Genomic DNA, 20,019 nt, shown 5'->3' with positions numbered 1-20,019 from the left:
GTTCGAGTCCTGTTACCCCAGCCAAATTCTTAGAAGAGCCGCTCTCTAGAGCGGCTTTTTATTGAAAATAAAAGTATGGCTACGTAGCTCAGTTGGTTAGAGCACATCACTCATAATGATGGGGTCGCAAGTTCGAATCTCGCCGTAGCCACCAACTTTTATCTGTTCCTTAGTGGGACGTCTACATTTGCGGAAGTGGTGGAATTGGTAGACACGCTGGATTTAGGTTCCAGTGCTTCACGGCGTGAGAGTTCAAGTCTCTCCTTCCGCACCAATATTGGGGTATAGCCAAGTTGGTAAGGCAGCGGGTTTTGATCCCGCCATTCATAGGTTCGAGTCCTGTTACCCCAGCCATATTTTGAGAAACCGCTCTTTTGAGCGGTTTTTTATTGTCTACAAAAAATCTTAACGACGACTCAAAACAAGTATCATTTCGTAACACGTATAGGAATTAGGATAAAACCCCTAATCTCTGCGCTTTTTTCCTACCACACATCATCCTTTGTCGTGCTAGTATTGACCCTTAACGACTAAAGGGCGTGAATATAAAGCCCTAATAACAACAATAATGAAGGAATGTGCGTGATTACCGAGTTTGTTTCACTGGTCAACAATATTCTTTGGGGAGACGGTCAGGTTCTTATCATCATGCTCTTGGCATGTGGTATTTGGTTTACTGTTAAATTAGGTGGCGTACAGCTACGCCATTTTACCCATATGTTTGCGCTGCTTAAAGGCAGCACCTCTTCTACAAAGGAAGGAATTAGTTCCTTTCAGGCATTATGTACCAGTTTGTCTGCACGGGTTGGTACGGGTAACCTTGCCGGCGTCGCGGTTGCCATTTCACTAGGTGGCTCTGGCGCTATATTTTGGATGTGGATGATAGCGCTACTCGGCATGGCTACTGGGTTTGCCGAAAGTGTACTAGGCCAGCTTTATAAAGTGCGAGACGAAAATGGCGAGTTTCGAGGTGGTCCTGCCTACTATATCAAACAAGGTTTAAACAAAACTTGGCTTGCCGTTGCCTTTTCTCTGTGTCTCTTCTTTGGCTATGGATTTGTTTTCAGTGCTGTACAAGCCAACACAATTACTGATGCACTTAACAATGCCTACGCGTTTCCTAGTGAATACAGCGGTCTTGTAATTATTGCTTTGGCTGCCTTAATTGTTGTAGGTGGCTTACGTGGTATCGCCCGTTTTGCTGAGTATGTAGTTCCCTTTATGGGCATAGGCTATGTATTGGTAGCCCTAGTCATAACGTTTATTAATATTGCTGAACTACCAGCAATGTTACTCGATATCGTGAAATCTGCCTTCGGGCTACAAGAGGCTGGCGCTGGCGCATTAGGTGCCGCTATTAAAAATGGTATACAACGCGGGCTTTATTCAAACGAAGCTGGTAGCGGGTCAGTACCTCATGCAGCGGCAAGTGCAGTTCCCAACCCCAACCACCCCGTTTCACAAGGGTATATTCAGATGTTAGGGGTATTTTTAGATACCATGATTTTGTGTACCTCTACGGCATTTATTATTTTACTCGCGGGCGGCTCAAGCTCGGAGCAAATGGAAGGAATTCGCTTAACGCAAGACGCCATGAGCCGTCATTTAGGTAATGGCGGAACGGATTTCGTTGCAGCGGCTATTAGCTTATTTGCGTTTACTTCTGTGGTTGCGAATTATGCGTACGGTGAGAGTAATTTACACATGTTTAAATTAGATAACCGCGCCGGCCGTGCCGCTTACACTATCGGTTATTTAGGTATGATTTACTGGGGTGCACAAGCTGCACTTCCACAAGTGTGGGCCATGGCCGATATGGCATTAGGTTTAATGACCGTTATCAACATTGTCGCCATTGTTTGGATGACCCCCACTATCGTTGCAATCAGTAAAGATTACTTTAAGAAAAAAGACAGTGGCGAGAAAGTCGAATACAAAGCAGGCGACTGTGAAATTCAGGGTAAATCAGAAGATGGCGTTTGGGATTGACTTATTTTTACCTGTATAAAACAGGTTGAGGTTAATCCAAGAGCATTCTTGTAGCGTATTTCTCTAGTGTGACTATAACTGGAGAATACAAATGTACTGTGCTGATTGTGAATCTATAGACGATTATTTTTTTGACGTAACTCACTTTTGGTTGTTTGTGCCCACTGTTGAGTCATTCGGAAAAGTAGCTGGACTATGCGGCACAATGCAGCTCAGTGCACAACAAGAATCTACCCATTGCATTTCATGCATTGTTTCTCAAGACCAAACTTCTAACTTTCTTACCTCTCTTAATGGCGTTTTAGAAAGTAAAGAGCTAGAAAACACGAAAGTTACAACCACTGAAAGTGGCACCCCTCCCTCAATTGATGAAATGGGCCGTATGACGACCTTGGCTGTACTCATCAATCGCTTCCAAGCAAAGTGGCTTATAGAAAGTGTTGAAGAAGAGCGTTACGAGTCTTGGTATCAACCAATTGTGAGAGCCTGTGATAAAAGCCTATACGCCCACGAGGCACTATTTAGAATGCGCGATGATCTTAACGCTATAGTGCCACCCGCTTTAGCATTTAGATTAGCAGAGAAATCAGACTTACTGTTTTCCTTAGACTTGGTTGCACGAAGATCAGCCGTTGAGTGCGCAGCTAAAGCCAAGTTAGACGGTAAACTCTTTATCAATTTCAATCCATCGAGCATATATGACCCATCGTATTGCCTGCGTGCCACTGCCGCTTCAATCAATGAAATTGGGTTAAAACCCGAAGACGTCGTTTTTGAGGTTACAGAAACACACCGTGCAAATGATATTAATCATTTAAAAGGTATTTTAGGATTTTATCGTAACGCAGGCTTCAAAGTTGCCCTAGATGATATTGGTTCAGGTTGGTCCGGGCTTAACTTACTTCAGTCATTAAGACCTGACTATGTGAAAATTGACATGGATTTAGTACGTAATGTTCACATGGATAGCTATAAACAAAATATAGTGATGAACTTGATAAGAATTGCCAAAGCGAACAATACGCAAGTTATAGCCGAGGGAATAGAAATGGAGGAAGAAGCGGCTTGGTTAACTGAAGCAAATGCTGACTTTTTGCAAGGCTACTTATTTGGTAAACCGTCACCCGCAGTCAACAGGTGTTCAAGTGAAGAAGAAAAAGCGGTCGAATCATCTCTTAAGCCTTTAGATGAAGTGGCCAAACGCTAGTAGCGTTTGGCTTTTCTATCAGTGTTAGTTTAGAGAAAGTGGGCAACAACAATATTGCCATTAAAGGCTCGATAAATGCCCAGTCTTAACCCAAATCACCGTTTCCTCCTCAACAAAGGGATAATGCTGGCTCAAATGTGGGCTTCGAAGCCATGTACCTTGAGGATAGTTACCATGCTCATCTTTGAATGTCCCCGACAACACAAAAATTTCTTCACCACCGAAATGTCGGTGAGGTTTAAATACTTCATTTGCAGGCCATTTAACTAACGCTACGCTTTCATACTCAAACTGATGCAAAGGCATTACCTGTAAACCGCCCTGCCCTTGTAGCCAAGGTGTCATATTGGTGTTTACTCTCACCTCTTCAAGGTCGCGTTTATCAAACTGGTTAAGCTTCACCAATATCACGCAACCTTCTTTACTAAAAGGGCTATGTTTGCTGCCAGGTGGGTTGCGAATATACGTCCCTGCGGGATAATCGCCATGTTCGTCAGAGAACACCCCTTCAAGAACTAAGATTTCTTCGCCTAATGGATGGCTGTGCTCTTTAAAACTGGCACCCGCTTCATATTTCACCACACTAGTTGTATGGCCAGACTCCTTTGCTTCGCGCTCAAGGGGCTTACGCCAAACCGTACTTGACGGAGATGCTTGCCATGGTTCGTTATTCGTTTCGATAACCAGCCTTTTATCAAAGTCCATATTTAGCATTCTTTATGCTCACTTTAATGTAAGTAAATTGGTTAATTTTAGAAGTACTTTCTTTAAGATCACTCTATTAGCCTACGCTGTAATCCCCTTCTACTGAGGCCTTAACAATTCAAAATAATTTGCTTCGCTAATTGAATAGTAGTCGCCCGGACCACCGCCGCGCATCACAGGTTCACCTTTAAGTGTTTGATATACGCCACCTTCAATGAGTGAATTGTCGATGTGAACCCCCACTACCTCACCCATAATGAACCAGCTATTTACTAAACCACCTTGTGCGTCTTTTAACTGAACTATGTCAGTAAGCTTGCACTCCATACTCACAAGGCTCTCTTTTACGCGAGGCACCGACACCACATTGCTGTCAACGGTGTGAAGACCTGATATTTCAAATTCGCTTTCATGTGGCGGCAACGGCTTACTGGTTTGATTCATGGCATCAACAAGTGGTTTAGAGACCAAATTCCAACAAAATTCACCGGTTTCTTGAATATTGCGAAGTGAGTCTTTTGCTCCAACACTCGAAAAACCTATGATTGGTGGCGTGTAGTTAAGGGCATTAAAAAAACTATAGGGCGCTAAATTGAGCTCGCCTGCTTTTGATTGTGAAGAAATCCAGCCAATGGGTCTAGGTGCAATGATGGCGTTAAATGGATCATGTGCCAAACCATGCCCTTTTTGAGGTTCGTAAAAATGTTTATCAGACAACGTCTTTCCTTAATTGATTATTTAAAGCCAATTGCGCTAGGCTAGAGAATATAGAGTAACGAACGTGCAATTGCCCTTAAGTTCACGTAATGATTGTGCTTTATACATCTATATGATCACGTTTCTTATCATTTTCAAGGTACGCTATGAATGCTCGTAATGTTGCTTTTTCACGCACTCGTTTAACAGAACTTATGGTGCCTTCATTCGCCAATTTTGGTGGTAAGGTACACGGTGGCGTGATTTTATCTTTAATGGATAAAGTTGCCTATGCATGCGCCAGTAAGCATGCAGGTGCTTATTGTGTTACGGTAACTGTCGATGGGGTGGAGTTTTTACAGCCTGTTGAAGTGGGCGATCTATTACACCTTGATGCCACTGTACACTACGTGGGCAACACTTCTCTTGTTGTAGGTATAAAAGTCACTACTGAAAACATCAAAACCAATGAAGTAAAACATACCAATAATAGTTTTTTTACTATGGTGGCGAAAAATGACGAGGGTAATCCTGTTCAAGTTCCTGAACTTGAATTAAGTACTCATGAAGAAATGCGTCACTTTGTAACCGCTATTCGACGCAGTAAAATGCGCAAAGAATCTCAAGCAAAGCTAAAACAGGACTATGACGCCTTTATTCCCAAAGAAGACTTCACACTATTAGAGAACCAACGCTGCTCACTTACTTTTTCTAAGAGTGATATGTGAGCTCAAAAAAATAAAGCCGGTGTGATAACCGGCTTTAAACGTTTACTTAAAAGCTAGTTCTTCAATTAGAATGTATAGCTGACTTTGCCGTAAACATAACGACCAGTGAAACCGTATGGCGAGAAGCCAGAATACGGGAAGATGTTCGAGAATGTGGTTACGTCATCAACCAAGTCGCGTGTAGCTTCTGGGTAAACATCAAAAATGTTGTTCGCACCTAGTGATAGACTTAAATCATCCGTTAGCGCTACGCGTACGTCTAGGTCAGTGATCCATTCTGAAGGAATAATCTCATTGCGCGCCTCAATTGATGATGGATCTTCCACCTCACCATAGCGTGTGGTGCGTAAAGTGGTGGTATAACGATCGTACGACCAAGTCACACCTAAGTTGATTTTACTATCGGGGGAACTTGTCTCAAAACGACGTAATTCAACATCGCTGAACAAGTTGCCTTGGTCAAAACCTGCACCTTGCAATACTTCAGGCGGGTCAAGTACATCGGTTACTTCATTGTCATTAAAGTTAACACCTGCATTGAAGTTAAACGCGCCCATATCAGCAGTATTCAATGTGTAGGTAGAAACTATATCAACACCTTCAGTACGTGAGTTGATGGCATTTAAGAAGAAGCGAGCACGGTTAGCACCTGTACCAGCCAATAGTGCCTCAATTGCTTCACCTGACAAGTTATTTGACAATACAATACGATCATCAATATCTATGCGATAGAAGTCGACCGTTAAATTGAAGTCAGCTGTAGGCGAATAGGTAAAGCCTGCGCTGAAGTTATCAGACTCTTCCGCATCTAGCCCTGGGCTACCCAACGCTTTCGCTACATCACTAGAAGGCGCAAACGTACCTGTTTCAGTAGGTACACCATCAACAAACACGGTTGCTATTGATGTAAAGAACTGCTGTTGTAACGAAGGCGCTCTGAAACCAGTCGATACTGACGCGCGAAGTGCAAATGCATCAGTGATAGTTACGCGGTGCGACATTTTCCAGTTAAACGTACTACCGAAATCTGAATAATCTTCATAGCGTCCAGCCACTGCAACATTCCAGTTTTCAACCACATCGGCTTCTAAATCAACATAAAAACTGTAGTTATGACGACTATTTTCACCCGCAGATTCTGGCGTGAAGCCAGGAAACACTTGAGAGCCAGATGCACCAAATGGCCCATTTACTGGATCAGTTATTGCGCCACCTGGGCCAAAATCACCTTGTATATACGAATTTTCTTCGCCTGCAGTAATATCATAGCTTTCGTGTCTATACTCCGCGCCCATTGCAAAGTTCATTTCACTGAAAAACAGACCTGTATCGACTAAGCGTGAAGCATCGGCGTTTATAATTGTGGTGGTATATTCAAGAGAACCCGCATTGAAATCGGTTTGACTTGTTGGGCCCAATGATGTGTTCAAACTATTTACAACACTGTATTCCAGTTCGTTGCCACCATGTGTTAATGATAAATCGTAATTCCATACATCGCCGTATCCTTTAACACCCGCTAAAATGGACTTATCGGTAATGTCCGTTTGGATAGAAGGTAAGAAGCCATTAGGGTAAATTGACAATACATTACGGCTATCTGATGCACGACGGTAGAAACCACCACCAATAGAATCACGTGTACTTACACCTGCAGTTGCATAGAATTCCACACTGTCTGTAAGTGCTTTACCCGCATTTACAAACAAAGCGTAGTCTTCAACTTCACCATTCCCGTATACGTGATTATAACGATTAACCGTTAACTCTCGATCATCCACATTGCCATTTTCATCACGAGCATAGTTTTCTCGCGGATCAAAGTCAGACCTATTTGCCTGGCCTCTATCTCGATACTCCGCAGAGACATTAACAAAACCATCATCACCCCATTCAAAGCCCACATTACCGCGCAATGTAAAGGTTTGGCCGTCTGTTAGTTCACGATCTGACCCCGTGTTAAAAACGAGGTTGCCATCAGCGCCCACGCTTACGCCATCTAAATTAGCTACGCCGTCCATTGTTGTAACATTGGCACCGTAAGTTGCTGATACATCGCCGCCTTCACTGGCATCTTTTAGAACAATATTGATCACCCCGGCAATTGCATCAGAACCATACTGCGCTGCAGCACCGTCGCGAAGTACTTCAATACGTTTAATCGCGTTCGCAGGAATGGCATTTAAGTCAACTGCAGATGAGCCTCGCCCTACCGAACCATTAAGGTTTAGCAATGCTGAAGTATGCCTGCGTTTTCCATTCACCAAAACTAACGTGTGATCTGGAGCAAGGCCGCGCAATTGCGCTGGGCGAACGTGGTCAGTACCGTCAGTGATAGACGGTTGAGGAAAATTAAAACTGGGCAACAATGAATTTAGGATCATGTTGGTTTCAGTTAAGCCTGTCGCCTCAATAGAAGAAGCATCAATAATATCAATCGGGACAGGTGAATCGTTGATGGTACGGCCAACACGGCGAGAGCCGACAATTTGAATCTGTTCAACATCTTGCTCGTCAACACTATCTTGTTGCTGTGCTAAAGCAGAAGAAAACGGCATTCCCGCCATTGCAGTGGCAATTAAGGAAAGCTTGAAAACGGATGTTTTTAGTTTTGCCTGTTGCATTGTATGTTCCTGAATTTTTATAAATATTTCATAGAAAAGGGTGTGTAAATCCAAACAATGGAAAAGTATTGATGGAATACGGTATTTTCTGTCGTTGAAATACTGCTGTGTACCAAGCTTGTCTGACCAGACTTATAATTATTAGAAGGGAATAAAGCGAGTATCGGCACGAAGTTAAACACAAACATCAAGGCTTACACAATACTAAAGATGTAAATTATTTTTGCAGCGCGAGAGCCTGTTTACCTTTATCGCTCCTATCATTTTTATCATTTTTGACTATTTCAAGTTTATTAGGCTAAGCTTGAAGTTTTTAAGGCATAACTCCCCCTTTACCAATGCCAAGGACGCAAACTTATGTGGTTTAGCAAAAAAAACTGCTGATACAAAACCGAATGTTGAGATAGAACAACTCAAAAAAGAAAACGAAAAATTAAACGAGCAACTACTGCAAATGGAAGCACGTTTACATGAGTCCTATGAAGAAGCCGAAGAACTTGCCAGAAAAGTGAAAGTTGAACGTACTATCGTCAAAAATTTCTTTCATTCACTCGACTCATTGGATCTTGTAAGGCAGGATGTGGCACATTCAGCGGGGCAGTTGCGCGATGAGAAAGTCCGACTAGATAATGTACTCGGTGATATAACCAGTACAAGCACAGCCTTATCTGACTGTGTTAAGGTACTTAATGCGATGACTGGTAAGTCAGACGCCATAAATGGTTCCATTGAGTCACTCGCTCAATCGAGTAAGGATATTGAGTCGTTTATTGGGCAAATTCAAAGTATCTCAGAACAAACCAATCTATTAGCATTAAACGCAGCCATCGAAGCAGCCAGAGCTGGCGAACAAGGGCGAGGCTTTGCTGTTGTTGCAGATGAAGTAAGAACCCTTGCCAGTCGCTCATCGGAAGCATCATCAAAAATCTCAGATTTGACGATAAAGGCATCTGAAAGGACTGACAGTGCTTATCATCAGATAAAGGAAAGCACACAACAAACCTTGGAAGTCGCCAGTTCTGCATCGGAAATTAGCGCGTCACTCGACAACGTGAGTCATATAGCCGAAGACATGGCAAACGTTATTTCGCTTTCCAGTGTCAGTACTTTTATACAAACAGTGAAATTGGATCATTTAGTTTGGAAGGTTGAAGTGTATCGCACTATTCGGGGAGAAAGTAAAAAGCGAAAAGGTGATTTTGCAGATCATCATCAATGTCGATTGGGTAAATGGTATTATGAAGGCGACGGAAAAAATAATTACAGCCAGTACGCTGAGTATTCTAATTTAGAAGCTCCCCATGCCTTGGTACATCAGTCTGGCATAGCGGCCCTTAATGCATATGAAAGCGATGACGGAAGCTCACTTATAACGCACCTGAATAAAATGGAAGAAGCTAGCGCTCAAGTTTTCGACTACTTAAATAAGTTAGAAGCGAAAGTGAAAAAAGAGATGGGACATTAAAACTGTAAAACTGTTGATGTTGGCTTGTAAAACTAAAACAAAAAAGAGCGGCGCTTTCGGTTCCTCGAAATTGCCGCTGAACACTATAGCTTCCTGCATTCGTTACTACTTGTCTCTTTGCTTTATACGGTCACTTGCTTTAAAGGGTCATTTCGCTTTTTTAAGTTTTTTCTTTAGCTTTTTTAATTTCGACTCTTGCTTTGAAATTTTTGCTTTAGCGACTTTAATTTCTTTCTTTATCTTTTTTACTTTGGCCATGTTAACGTCCTAATTACGTGTCTAATCCGTCAAGGCTTTTCGTATTTATCGAGATAAAGTCTCTGATAAAACGCCTCACTTCACGTGCTGCTGAGGTATCCAATTCTTCGCATAACGCTATAAACTTAGCACGCTCTTCATCATTTATGCGAATTAACATTTGGCTATTTTTCTTCTTCGCTTTTTCTTTGCGGTCCAATACTTCTTATCCTTCCTAGAACCGATGGCTTCAAGCATATCAAATGTATATACAAAGTACAAATAAATGCCTGTTTACTGCTTATCTCGCGTTTGCAGATAAGGGTTAAAAACACTATTCTAATTAGTATAGACAACATTTGTTCAAATAGTTCAATTTCGAATTTTTTAGACTTTTCAGATGAGAATAATATGGAACGTTATAGACCTTTGCGGTACGTATGGTCAGTATTACTTGCTGCAACGCTATGTTTTATCCCTGTCGTTTCCGCAAATGCGGTAAAAGGCGAGCTACCTACCAAAAATATAACGTCTCCCTTTGAGCAAATTGAAGCGCATTTAAATAACACTGGCCCCGTTTTTTCAACAAAATATACGGCACCATCTTCCCATTTAGGAAAGGCCGAACACACCGTAAAAGCGGTTCAAATCGGCAATTTACTTATCTCTGAAGGTGATATTGTTGTTGGTCGCGCACCAGATCCAGAACTCATGCATTCGCAAGGCCTTGTAATAAGCTATGAAAGTGGGCTTTGGCCAAATGCAATTATGTATTACGAAATCACGTCAGATTACACCGCTTCTCAAGCGGTAAAAATACGAGAAAGTATGGATGCGCTAGAGGCAGTAACAAGTTTAAGGTTTGTCTCACGCACAACGGAATCAGACTATATTAGTATTTTTAAAGGTTCTGGTTGCTGGTCTTATATTGGCCGTATTGGTGGCGAGCAACAATTGTCTTTAGCAGATGGTTGTTTATCTACCTCAACCATACAACACGAAATCTATCATGCCGCGGGTGTCCAACACGAACAATCACGACCAGATAGAGACCAATACGTAAGAATTCTGGAAGAAAACATACAGGATGGTCAAGAAGGAAATTTTGAAATAAGGACAAATAGTGATCCTGTGGGTGATTACGACTACGAGTCGATAATGCACTACTACAAGAATGCGTTTTCGAAGAACGGCCAGCCAACTATTGAACGATTGGATAACCCCGACTTACCGTTAGGTGGTGACATTCTTACGGCCACTGATATTTCAGCAATCGCAACTTTGTACCCTATTGCTGGCAGCTTGAAATGGACTGGCCCACAAACATTAGCATCAGTTGGGTCTCCCGCTCTTTCAAGTAATGGGAATATCTACACAATAGGCTCTAACGCGTTAATTTCATTAGACAGCAGTGGAAACACACAATTCCAGGTTGCCATGAACGGCGCCGGAACCAGTGCTTCCCCCGTGGTGAATTACGACGGAAATATCTTTGTCGGTAGCACTGACAATTATATGAATGCTTTTAGCTCATCTGGAGCATTACTGTGGCGTGCACAAGTGGATGGCAACATTAATGGTTCGGTCGCACTTGACGAAAATCTTAATTTGTTCTTTGCAGCACAAAATACGGTTTATTCCTATAACAAAGACGGAAGCCAAAACTGGCGTTTCAACACATCAGGTGAAGTGAATGGCTCCCCTGCGGTGAATTCATCTGAAAATATTATTGTCGGCACGTCTGCAAGCATACTTTATTCGCTATCAAGCACTGGTTCAGTTATCTGGCAAGCCAGTACCGCAGGTGCAGTTACCAATACACCAACCATAAATAGTGACAACACAATATTTGTAGCCACAGCAAATGGATATTTGCAAAAATTTAGTTCATCGGGCCAAGAAATATGGCGTGTGAATTTAGGGGTTACTATTCAAAGCTCCCCTGTTATTGGGCAAAACGGCGTAGTATATATTGGTACTAATAATGGCCTTTATGCCATTTCCGCTTCTGGCTCTATCACATGGCACAATAGCACTATTGGTACTATCACAGGCTCACCGGCAATCGCAAGCGATCAAACAATCTATGTGGGCTCAGCATCAAACAACACATTTTATGCATTAAATTCTGATGGAACACAAAATTGGTCGGCAGTATTGCCCTCTTCGCTTCAAGGGTCACCTTTGATAGCTAATGATGGCGTGGTGTATATTCAAGGCACGCATCTTTACGCGCTTTATGGTTATTCAGGAGGCCTAGCCTCAACACCTTGGCCAAAATTCGGAAAAAACAACAGCAATACAAAGAGTTACTCTAACTATCAACCTAATTTTGCGCCAGTCGCTAGCGCCGGTGAGGATCAAGTTGTACTGTCAGGTGATACGGTCACTCTAGATGGTTCACAAAGTTATGATGATAACAACAACATTCAATCATACACATGGTCACAAACATCAGGGCCTCAAGTAACAATTAGCGATGCTAACGCTATTCAGCCAACCTTTACAGCACCCACAGTTGAAGGCTCTGCCACGCTGGTATTTAAATTAACCATTGTCGATAGGGCTAATGCCTCAAGTGAAGATAGTGTGTCTATTTTTGTTCGTTCTGAAATAACCGACTCGGGCATCATCGATTTTGAAACAGGTGATTTTTCACAAGGTAACTTTGAAACTCAGGGCAGCGGAATATGGACAGTCTCATCAGCAAACAGTGCAACTGGTCAATTCAGTGCGCAATCACCTACTCAAGCAGCTGATAACGGAAGTTATTCCCTTACGCTGACAGCGTTGGTTTTAGAAGGTGAAATTCAGTTTGACAGAGCTGTTAGCTCTGAAGAAAACTGGGATTACCTCACGTTTTTAATTGACGGTGATGCCGTTACTGGTTGGTCAGGAGAACTCCCCTTTGAAACAGTGAGTTTTCCCGTTTCTGCAGGTGTGCATGAATTTACATGGCGATACGAAAAAGATGGCTCTCAGGCTCGAGGGCAAGACCGAGCATGGGTTGATAACATTGTTCTTTCAACGCCCACAGAAAACGTGCCGCCCGTGGCAAACGCAGGTAGCGATCAGTCTGTGGCTTCAAATCAAACTGTTACACTGGATGCCAGTGCCAGTTACGATTTAGATGGTAACCAACTCACCTACCAATGGACACAACTGTCAGGTGCAGCTGTTCAGCTATCAAACTTGACTGCCACACAGCCCACTTTTGTTGCACCAGAAGTAGAAGAGTCGACTTCACTGTCTTTCCAAGTCACTGTGACAGACACTGACTCAGCCTCTGACACTGACACAGTAAACATCACAGTACTCCCTAGCTTAGGAGAGAATGATCGCATCGATTTTGAGACTGGTGATTTATCTCAGGCGAACTTTTCCACTAGTGGCAACGCTCCTTGGCGCGTAAGTACTGATAACCCACTTCAGGGTCAATATGCAGTAAGCAGCCCTGCTTTAGTAGATTCACAAAGTGCCACATTGACCTTACAAGCCAATGTCGAAAGTGGTGTAATAGCCTTCGCTCGCGCAGTAAGTTCAGAAGAAAGTTACGATGAATTAATTTTTTATGTCGATGACGTTATCGTTTCGATATGGTCCGGCGAACTGCCTTATGAACATGTTTCATTCCCCATTTCAAATGGCCCACACACGTTCAAATGGACTTATCAGAAAGACGCATCAGTAAGTCGAGGCAGGGATGCGGCGTGGATTGATAATATTCAATTTAGCGATGAAATTATTAATACACCTCCTGTCGCAAATGCAGGTAATTCACAAACGGTGTTATCGGGCGACAGTGTAGTGCTTGATGGCAGTAGTTCTTACGATCCCGACGGGCAGATAGTAAGTTACACATGGGAGCAAATATCGGGCCCCAATGTTACATTGAATGCAGCCGCTACCACTGCCCCCTATTTTGATGCACCAACCGTAAACACCAACACAGTATTGCGTTTTCAACTGACTGTTTTAGACAACGAAGGGGACAGTGCGCAAAGTAGTGTAGATATCACGGTTACGCCTGAAGAGGTTTCATTAACAGGAATTAGCGTTCAAGGGGACAGAAGCGCCTTGTCACCAAATGAAACAAGGCGTTTTAGCCTTATCGCTCAATATTCAAATGGCTCAACAATTGATGTGACCAACGACGCCACTTGGTCAGTGGTACCATCTGCTTATGCAAGATTCAGTTCGACGACACCTGGGCAGCTTGAAACATTATCGGTAACCAGCAATAGGCAAATCGCTATTACCGTTTCTTATCGTGGCTATTCCGAAACATTTAGCTTAAGTATTGAAGTGACTAACTTGGCTATCACTGGATTATCGATAGAAGGTTCAAACTCTACATTTGATAAGCAAGATTATTTGTTCGATGTTGTTGCTACTTACAGTGATAACAGCACTGTGAATGTCACATCTTCTGCCTCATATACGGCCACACCAAGTCAGGGGGTGACACTTACACCCGGAAGACTTTATGTGGAAGAAATCACTGAAGACATGGTTGTTGTAGTCAGTGCATCATACGCGGGCTTATCAACAGACAAGTCAATAACGATACTCGACCAAGAGAAAGTTGAGCTAATTGAAATAGAAAATCCAATCAGCACTTTAGATCTTGGAGGTTCACATCAATTCAACCTCACTGCCTTTCAACGTAACGACAACCAAGTTGACGCAACAGACCTAGCCAATTGGTCTGTATCTCCCTCAAATATAGCAACCGTTGAAAACGGTCTGCTACAACTTGCGGATGACGCTTTAGGTTTTACTCAACTTGAAATTACTGTTTCGTACGAAGGCTATACTGAAGTTACTCTTGTTGTAATCGACACAAATATAGCACCAGAGTTTATATCGACACCGAAGGAAAAAGCCTTTGTAGATAGACCCTATTATTATGCAATTTCTACCGTTGACAGTAATAGTGATTCACTTTCTATTCTGTTCAATGTGATACCCCAAAATGGCACCATTATCGATTTCGAAAGCGGTGATATTGATAATACTCCACTTCAAATGAGTGGCGATGCCGATTGGGAGCTTACTTCTGATTATGCTTCGAATAGTGTTTTCAGTTTGAGAGCGCCTTCTCAGTTAGATCACAATCAATTTGCGGAGTTCTCAATAACGGCACAAACCCAAAGTGGAACCGTTTCGTTTGAGCGCGCAGTAAGTTCTGAGACCAATTTTGACTATCTATTATTCTACATAGATGATGAAGAAGTCGGCACATGGTCTGGCGAAGAAAGTTTCCAACTAGTGCAATACAACGTTGGCGAAGGTGAGCACACCTTTACCTGGAAATACCAAAAAGACGGGTCTATTAGCGAGGGCAACGATACCGCGTGGATAGACAACATTTCTATTCCTGGGCCAGTCGGTAGTATTGCCAGTGGTGATTGGCTACTATTCAATGATCTTGGCGATGGAGCCGCAGAGTTGTTTGGCACGCCTAGCGTGAATGATATTGGCCGTTATAGTATTACACTGATGGTTACTGATGGGGCTAAAACTACTACACAAGAGTTTGAATTAAGTGTTGGTGAAACACCCTATGTACCATTTGATTACGATGGCGACGGACAAGCCGATCTTGCTGTGAGAAGAGTGTCTACAGGTACTCAATTCATAAAGGAAAGTGAAACTGGTAATATAAGTCGCTTATTCTTTGGAAGTTCAACGCTTGATATACCTGTTGCCGGTGATTTTGATGGCGATGGAATTGCCGACATAGCCATTTATCGGCCATCACACGGTAATTGGTTTATAAAATATTCAAGCGACGATTCTATATTCCGTTTGCGATTTGGTACTCAGGAAGGTGATATTCCTGTTCCTGCTGACTATGATGGCGACGGCATAACCGACATAGCCATTAGACGCCCATCAATAGGCCAGTGGATTTATCGTCCATCATCATCGCCTTCAAACTATCAACGCATTTACTTTGGCAGTGAAGCAAGTGATGTGCCTGTACCTGCTGATTATGACGGAGATGGCAAAGACGACTATGCTTTTTGGCGTACGTCTAGTTTGCAATGGATAATTCGCTACTCCACTGATGATAGTATTCGCAGAATTACCTTTGGTAGCAACCCAACTGACTTACCTTTAGTGGGCGATTTTGATGGCGACGGCAAAACGGATTTTACAATTCGCGTTCCCGATACCGGAATGTGGCATATTCGTGAGAGCAGCACCAATAATATAAGAAATGTGTTCTTTGGTAGTGCAAACACCGATATTCCTGTTGTCGCAGATTATGACGGTGACGGTATTTCTGATTACGGTATTCGACGCCCAAGCACTGGCCACTTTATTATCACTAATAGTGCCAATAACAATGCAGTTGAAAGAACATTTTTTGGTAGTCAGAGCGAAGATTTACCAATAGCTGCGCCAATTTTTATGAAAATGGCGATTTTAGGTAGTCAATCTTCACCACAAAGCTTACAGGGCTTCAGTTTAAATCCTGAAAACGGTGTTGAAATAATCGAATCGTGGGACGTTGAAGAGCTTGTTCAAGAAGAAAAGCCTACTCTTATCGACTCGCCTTTATCACAACTTTCAGTTAGCGATTTAGAAATTGTGTCTGATAAAATTTACTTTTCATCTGAGCCAATATCAGAAGCTGAAGTTGAGGATAATAACTTAAACCATTAAATGTGCTTTCCCAAAAGTATGTAAACAAAAGAGGCTGCACAAAATGCAGCTTCTTTCATTTAAATTAGAGCGTGTTGACCTTCCAAGAAATTGATTTTTATTAAACTTCTTGAAACACTGGAAATCAGTGGCAAAAGCGTTAACAATAAAAGAAAAGCCTTGAAGTGAATTATGTCTATTTTCATACCGCACGGTGAGTTAGTTGTTAGGCGTTCAGGTCAAATTATGATTGTCGAGGGTCGAGGCCCGTGGAACCTAGAGGCAATGAAACGCTCTGAAGACGCTGCAGAGCAAGTTTTAGCCGAATTAAAAGGCAAGCCTTGGGGAGTCATAATTGTAATTCACGGTGAGCCTATTCACGTGCCCGATGCCGAAAAAAAGTTGGTAGAGCTGGTACAACTTGATATTAAAAATGGTCGCTGTGGCTCTGCACTTTTACTGAGCCACTGTGATGCCCCTTCATTTGCTCTCAATCACATCGGTAAAATTTATCGAACAGCCGGTGAAGAATTTACCGTTTGCGACTCGTTTGAAGAATGTGAAAAGTGGGTTCTGTCTCGCGTCGAAAAAGCGAAACAAAAATAACCTCTGCTTCTGAGCTACCGATTCCCCCCTACAGAGAAAATTATAGAATCTTAAGCGCGCCTTATGATTTCATCACGAAAACAGTAGCCGCAGAAGCTGTGCTATCAATAAAATCCCCATCAATGGCCATATCCATTTAGCCCATTTCGATGCGTCTTCATTACTAATGCGCATTTTTGAGCGCTCAATAAGCGGAATAATCAGTGCCAATGCACCAAATAACACCGCCAGTAAAATTAACACTTCCATTATCGCAACCCTATTGCATATTTAAGAACTTCTTTCTTTGCTGGCTCAATTCGTTGCGCCACAGAAAGAAGTTGATTTCTTATCCAATGAATGGGGGTTATGTCATTACTAAACAAGGTATAAAAGCCATCCATTGCCGTCATCATGAGCAAATTATCTCTGCGTCGTGGCTTTTCAAAGTGGCGCGTCAAGGAAACACTGAACTCATCAGACGCTAATGATAAGTGCTCGCTTGTTACCGAAAGGAAAGCTTCCACATCTTTAAAACCAAGGTTAACGCCCTGCCCTGCCAGCGGATTGATGGTATGTGCCGCATCGCCTAATAACACACACCGCCCTTTAATATATTGGTTGGCGTGGGAGCGAGTAAGTGGAAAAACGGCTTTATCGACTATCTCAAAATCGTTATTGTTTTCCGTAAGCTCTTTGGGAAAAGCGCTTATAATCGCATTTTTAAGCTGAACGCTGTTCAAGCTTTTTAGGCGTTTAAGTTCATCAACGCTGTTGTACCACACCAGTGATGCGTAGTTGTCGAACATGGGCAAAAACGCCATTGGGCCTTTTGGGGTAAATTGTTGCCATGTTATAGGTTGCACAGGGTTTTCTAGCTTAATGGTGATGCCCATTGCCTGTTGCGCATACTGCCACCCCGTACTGCCTATACCCGCCACACTTCTGACTTGTGAATTAGCGCCATCGGCGCCTATTAACCACTGGGCTTCAAGCTTTTGGTTATTAGACAGTGTAAGTGTGGCATGACTATGCAGTAGTATGTTTAACACGCTATGGCCGCTTATAACATCAACGTTACTGTATTTTGCCAGCGCTTGGTGACAACCTAGTTGCAATAACCGGTTTTCAACAAAATACCCCAAATGAGTCATACTGATACTGTCGGCTGTAAAATCTGTACGACTGTTCGGCGATTCCCACACACTTAAACCACGGTAGGCTTTTACTCGCATGGCTTCGATAAAAGGCCATGCGCCAAGTGCTTTAAGCAGAGTAACTGACGCTTCGCTGATAGCCGATACACGCAAGTCGGGACCATCAGCGGCGTTAAATTCTTTTGGCAGGTTAGGCTCTATAACGGCCACGTTATAGTTTTGCTTACCAAGACCGAGGGCTAAGGCAGCGCCAACCATTCCGCCACCATTGATACAAAAGTCGTACATTTACTCTCCTTAAATCACGCACTTGCATTATGTCGTAAAATGCTAAGGTGTGGGAAGTAAAACGTACGAAACCCTTAAGGTAGATCAATTCACAAGGAATCATCTTAAGACACTGGGAATATGCAAACATAACAGGTAAAATATGCGGCTATTTTGAACATCTTCCCGTAACCGCCCTACTGTGGCCGCCTGCGGGAACTTTAACAGGTTAACGAATAGTTGTTATGACTAAAAAGCTGTATATCAAAACCTGGGGCTGTCAAATGAACGAGTACGACTCGGAGAAAATGGCAGACTTACTCGACTCAACACACGGTTATAGCGCTGCTGAAACGGCAGAAGACGCTGACGTTATCTTACTTAATACTTGCTCTATTCGCGAAAAAGCGCAGGAAAAAGTGTTCCATCAACTTGGACGTTGGAAAACGCTTAAGCAAGACAAACCCGACCTTATCATTGGCGTAGGTGGCTGTGTGGCGTCTCAGGAAGGCGATACCATTCGTCAACGCGCGCCATTTGTTGACCTTGTATTTGGCCCACAAACCTTACACCGCTTGCCAGAAATGATTAACCAGTTGCAAGACGGTGCCAAGTCGGTCATTGACGTAAGTTTCCCAGAAATTGAAAAGTTCGACCGTTTACCGGAGCCTCGCGCCGAAGGCCCTACCGCGTTTGTTTCTATTATGGAAGGATGCTCGAAGTACTGTACTTTCTGCGTTGTTCCTTACACGCGTGGTGAAGAAGTTAGCCGCCCGGTAGATGACGTATTGCTAGAAATTGCACAACTTGCGGGCCAAGGGGTACGCGAAGTTAACCTTCTGGGTCAAAACGTCAACGCATATCGCGGTGAACACTTCGATGGCACAATCTGCCGCTTTGCAGAGTTACTTGAACTAGTAGCAGCAATAGATGGTATTGATAGAATACGTTACACCACATCGCACCCTGTCGAATTTACTGACGACATTATTGAAGCCTATGCGTCAATTCCTGAACTTGTGGATCACTTGCATCTTCCTGTACAGAGTGGTTCAGATCGTATTTTGAATTTGATGAAACGCGGTCACACTGCGCTGGAATACAAATCGAAAATCCGCAAGTTAAAGAAAATTCGCCCGAATATCAGTATGTCTAGCGACTTTATCATTGGTTTCCCTGGCGAAACAGACGCTGATTTTGAAGCCACAATGGATTTGATCCAAGCCATAGACTACGACCTAAGCTTTAGCTTCATTTACAGTGCACGCCCAGGTACACCTGCCGCTGACGCAGTAGATGACGTAAGTGAAGAAACCAAGAAGCAACGTTTGCACTTGTTACAACAGCGCATTACGCAACAAGCGCTGCGTATTGCACGTCACATGGTGGGCACCGAACAGCGCATTTTGGTTGAAGGGCCGTCTAAAAAGAACCCTATGGAGCTTTCTGGACGTACAGAGAACAACCGTGTAGTTAACTTCGAAGGTACACCTGACATGATTGGTGAATTCGTTGATGTAAATATTACTGACGTATTTACTAATTCGCTTCGCGGTGAAGTTGTGCGCAGAGAGAGCGACATGGGCTTGCGTGTAGCGGTTTCGCCCCAATCTATTATGGCGAAACATCAGGCTGAGTTGCCAGACGAACTAGGTGTGGGTCAATTTAACCCAGCTTAATTGAACATTATAAAGCGAGGAATAAA

General features: G+C 43.0%; 13 protein-coding genes and 3 tRNA genes. 10 read left to right on the top strand and 6 right to left on the bottom strand.

The window, feature by feature from the left end:
- The first annotated feature begins 77 nt into the window (after nucleotides 1-77).
- From EYR97_RS20670 to EYR97_RS20650, 5 genes are all read left to right on the top strand, one after another.
- A tRNA-Met gene (locus tag EYR97_RS20670) sits at nucleotides 78-154 on the top strand.
- 35 nt (nucleotides 155-189) lie between these two features.
- Nucleotides 190-274 (top strand) — tRNA-Leu (locus EYR97_RS20665).
- Between the two features lie 4 nt (nucleotides 275-278).
- Nucleotides 279-354: transfer RNA gene (locus EYR97_RS20660), tRNA-Gln, on the top strand.
- Between the two features lie 228 nt (nucleotides 355-582).
- Nucleotides 583-1,989: a sodium:alanine symporter family protein gene (locus tag EYR97_RS20655; protein WP_131095653.1), complete on the top strand. Its 1,407-nt coding sequence runs from the start codon at nucleotides 583-585 to the stop codon at nucleotides 1,987-1,989.
- A gap of 91 nt (nucleotides 1,990-2,080) precedes the next feature.
- Entirely contained in the window at nucleotides 2,081-3,196 is a 1,116-nt protein-coding gene (locus EYR97_RS20650) for an EAL domain-containing protein (protein WP_131095652.1), read from the top strand.
- Nucleotides 3,197-3,256: 60 nt separating this feature from the next.
- Here the strand turns inward: EYR97_RS20650 and EYR97_RS20645 are convergent, their stop codons facing one another.
- Both EYR97_RS20645 and EYR97_RS20640 read right to left on the bottom strand, forming a co-directional pair.
- On the bottom strand, nucleotides 3,257-3,910 hold the full coding sequence (locus EYR97_RS20645; RefSeq protein ID WP_131095651.1) for a cupin domain-containing protein: 654 nt from the start codon (nucleotides 3,908-3,910) through the stop codon (nucleotides 3,257-3,259).
- A 90-nt stretch (nucleotides 3,911-4,000) separates the two neighbouring features.
- Nucleotides 4,001-4,618 (bottom strand): flavin reductase family protein, encoded by a 618-nt coding sequence (locus tag EYR97_RS20640; RefSeq protein WP_131095650.1) that lies wholly within the window; start codon nucleotides 4,616-4,618, stop codon nucleotides 4,001-4,003.
- Between the two features lie 146 nt (nucleotides 4,619-4,764).
- Between EYR97_RS20640 and EYR97_RS20635 the strand changes: the two genes are divergently transcribed.
- A complete protein-coding gene (locus tag EYR97_RS20635) occupies nucleotides 4,765-5,325 on the top strand; it encodes an acyl-CoA thioesterase (protein ID WP_131095649.1) in 561 nt (186 codons plus the stop codon).
- A 65-nt stretch (nucleotides 5,326-5,390) separates the two neighbouring features.
- Here EYR97_RS20635 and EYR97_RS20630 read toward each other — a convergent pair whose 3' ends face one another.
- Nucleotides 5,391-7,949, bottom strand: coding sequence for a TonB-dependent siderophore receptor (locus tag EYR97_RS20630; protein WP_131095648.1), 2,559 nt, complete (start codon nucleotides 7,947-7,949; stop codon nucleotides 5,391-5,393).
- A gap of 304 nt (nucleotides 7,950-8,253) precedes the next feature.
- On the opposite strand from EYR97_RS20630, the gene EYR97_RS22635 reads away from it, so the two are divergent.
- Nucleotides 8,254-9,414: a methyl-accepting chemotaxis protein gene (locus tag EYR97_RS22635; RefSeq protein WP_131095647.1), complete on the top strand. Its 1,161-nt coding sequence runs from the start codon at nucleotides 8,254-8,256 to the stop codon at nucleotides 9,412-9,414.
- A gap of 271 nt (nucleotides 9,415-9,685) precedes the next feature.
- Here EYR97_RS22635 and EYR97_RS20620 read toward each other — a convergent pair whose 3' ends face one another.
- Nucleotides 9,686-9,871 (bottom strand): hypothetical protein, encoded by a 186-nt coding sequence (locus EYR97_RS20620; protein ID WP_131095646.1) that lies wholly within the window; start codon nucleotides 9,869-9,871, stop codon nucleotides 9,686-9,688.
- Between the two features lie 191 nt (nucleotides 9,872-10,062).
- Between EYR97_RS20620 and EYR97_RS20615 the strand changes: the two genes are divergently transcribed.
- Nucleotides 10,063-16,326 carry a PKD domain-containing protein gene (locus EYR97_RS20615; protein ID WP_131095645.1) on the top strand — a complete coding sequence of 2,088 codons (6,264 nt, stop codon included), beginning with the start codon at nucleotides 10,063-10,065 and terminating at the stop codon, nucleotides 16,324-16,326.
- Nucleotides 16,327-16,497: 171 nt separating this feature from the next.
- On the top strand, nucleotides 16,498-16,911 hold the full coding sequence (locus EYR97_RS20610) for a hypothetical protein (RefSeq protein ID WP_131095644.1): 414 nt from the start codon (nucleotides 16,498-16,500) through the stop codon (nucleotides 16,909-16,911).
- Between the two features lie 72 nt (nucleotides 16,912-16,983).
- On the opposite strand, the gene EYR97_RS21985 is transcribed toward EYR97_RS20610, so the two are convergent.
- Nucleotides 16,984-17,160, bottom strand: a complete 177-nt coding sequence (locus tag EYR97_RS21985) for a hypothetical protein (protein ID WP_165478122.1) — start codon at nucleotides 17,158-17,160, stop codon at nucleotides 16,984-16,986.
- Complete coding sequence (locus EYR97_RS20605; protein ID WP_131095643.1) at nucleotides 17,160-18,335, bottom strand: FAD-dependent monooxygenase; 1,176 nt, start codon at nucleotides 18,333-18,335, stop codon at nucleotides 17,160-17,162. Before EYR97_RS20605 ends, EYR97_RS21985 begins: the two co-directional genes overlap by 1 nt.
- A gap of 224 nt (nucleotides 18,336-18,559) precedes the next feature.
- On the opposite strand from EYR97_RS20605, the gene miaB reads away from it, so the two are divergent.
- On the top strand, nucleotides 18,560-19,993 hold the full coding sequence (gene miaB / locus EYR97_RS20600; RefSeq protein ID WP_131095642.1) for a tRNA (N6-isopentenyl adenosine(37)-C2)-methylthiotransferase MiaB: 1,434 nt from the start codon (nucleotides 18,560-18,562) through the stop codon (nucleotides 19,991-19,993).
- The last annotated feature ends 26 nt before the right edge of the window (nucleotides 19,994-20,019 follow it).

The organism is Alteromonas sp. KUL42 (genome assembly GCF_006538325.1).
GTDB lineage: Bacteria > Pseudomonadota > Gammaproteobacteria > Enterobacterales > Alteromonadaceae > Alteromonas.
The sequence above is the reverse complement of the archived record's forward strand: the minus strand, read 5'-3'. Positions and strand labels throughout refer to the sequence as shown.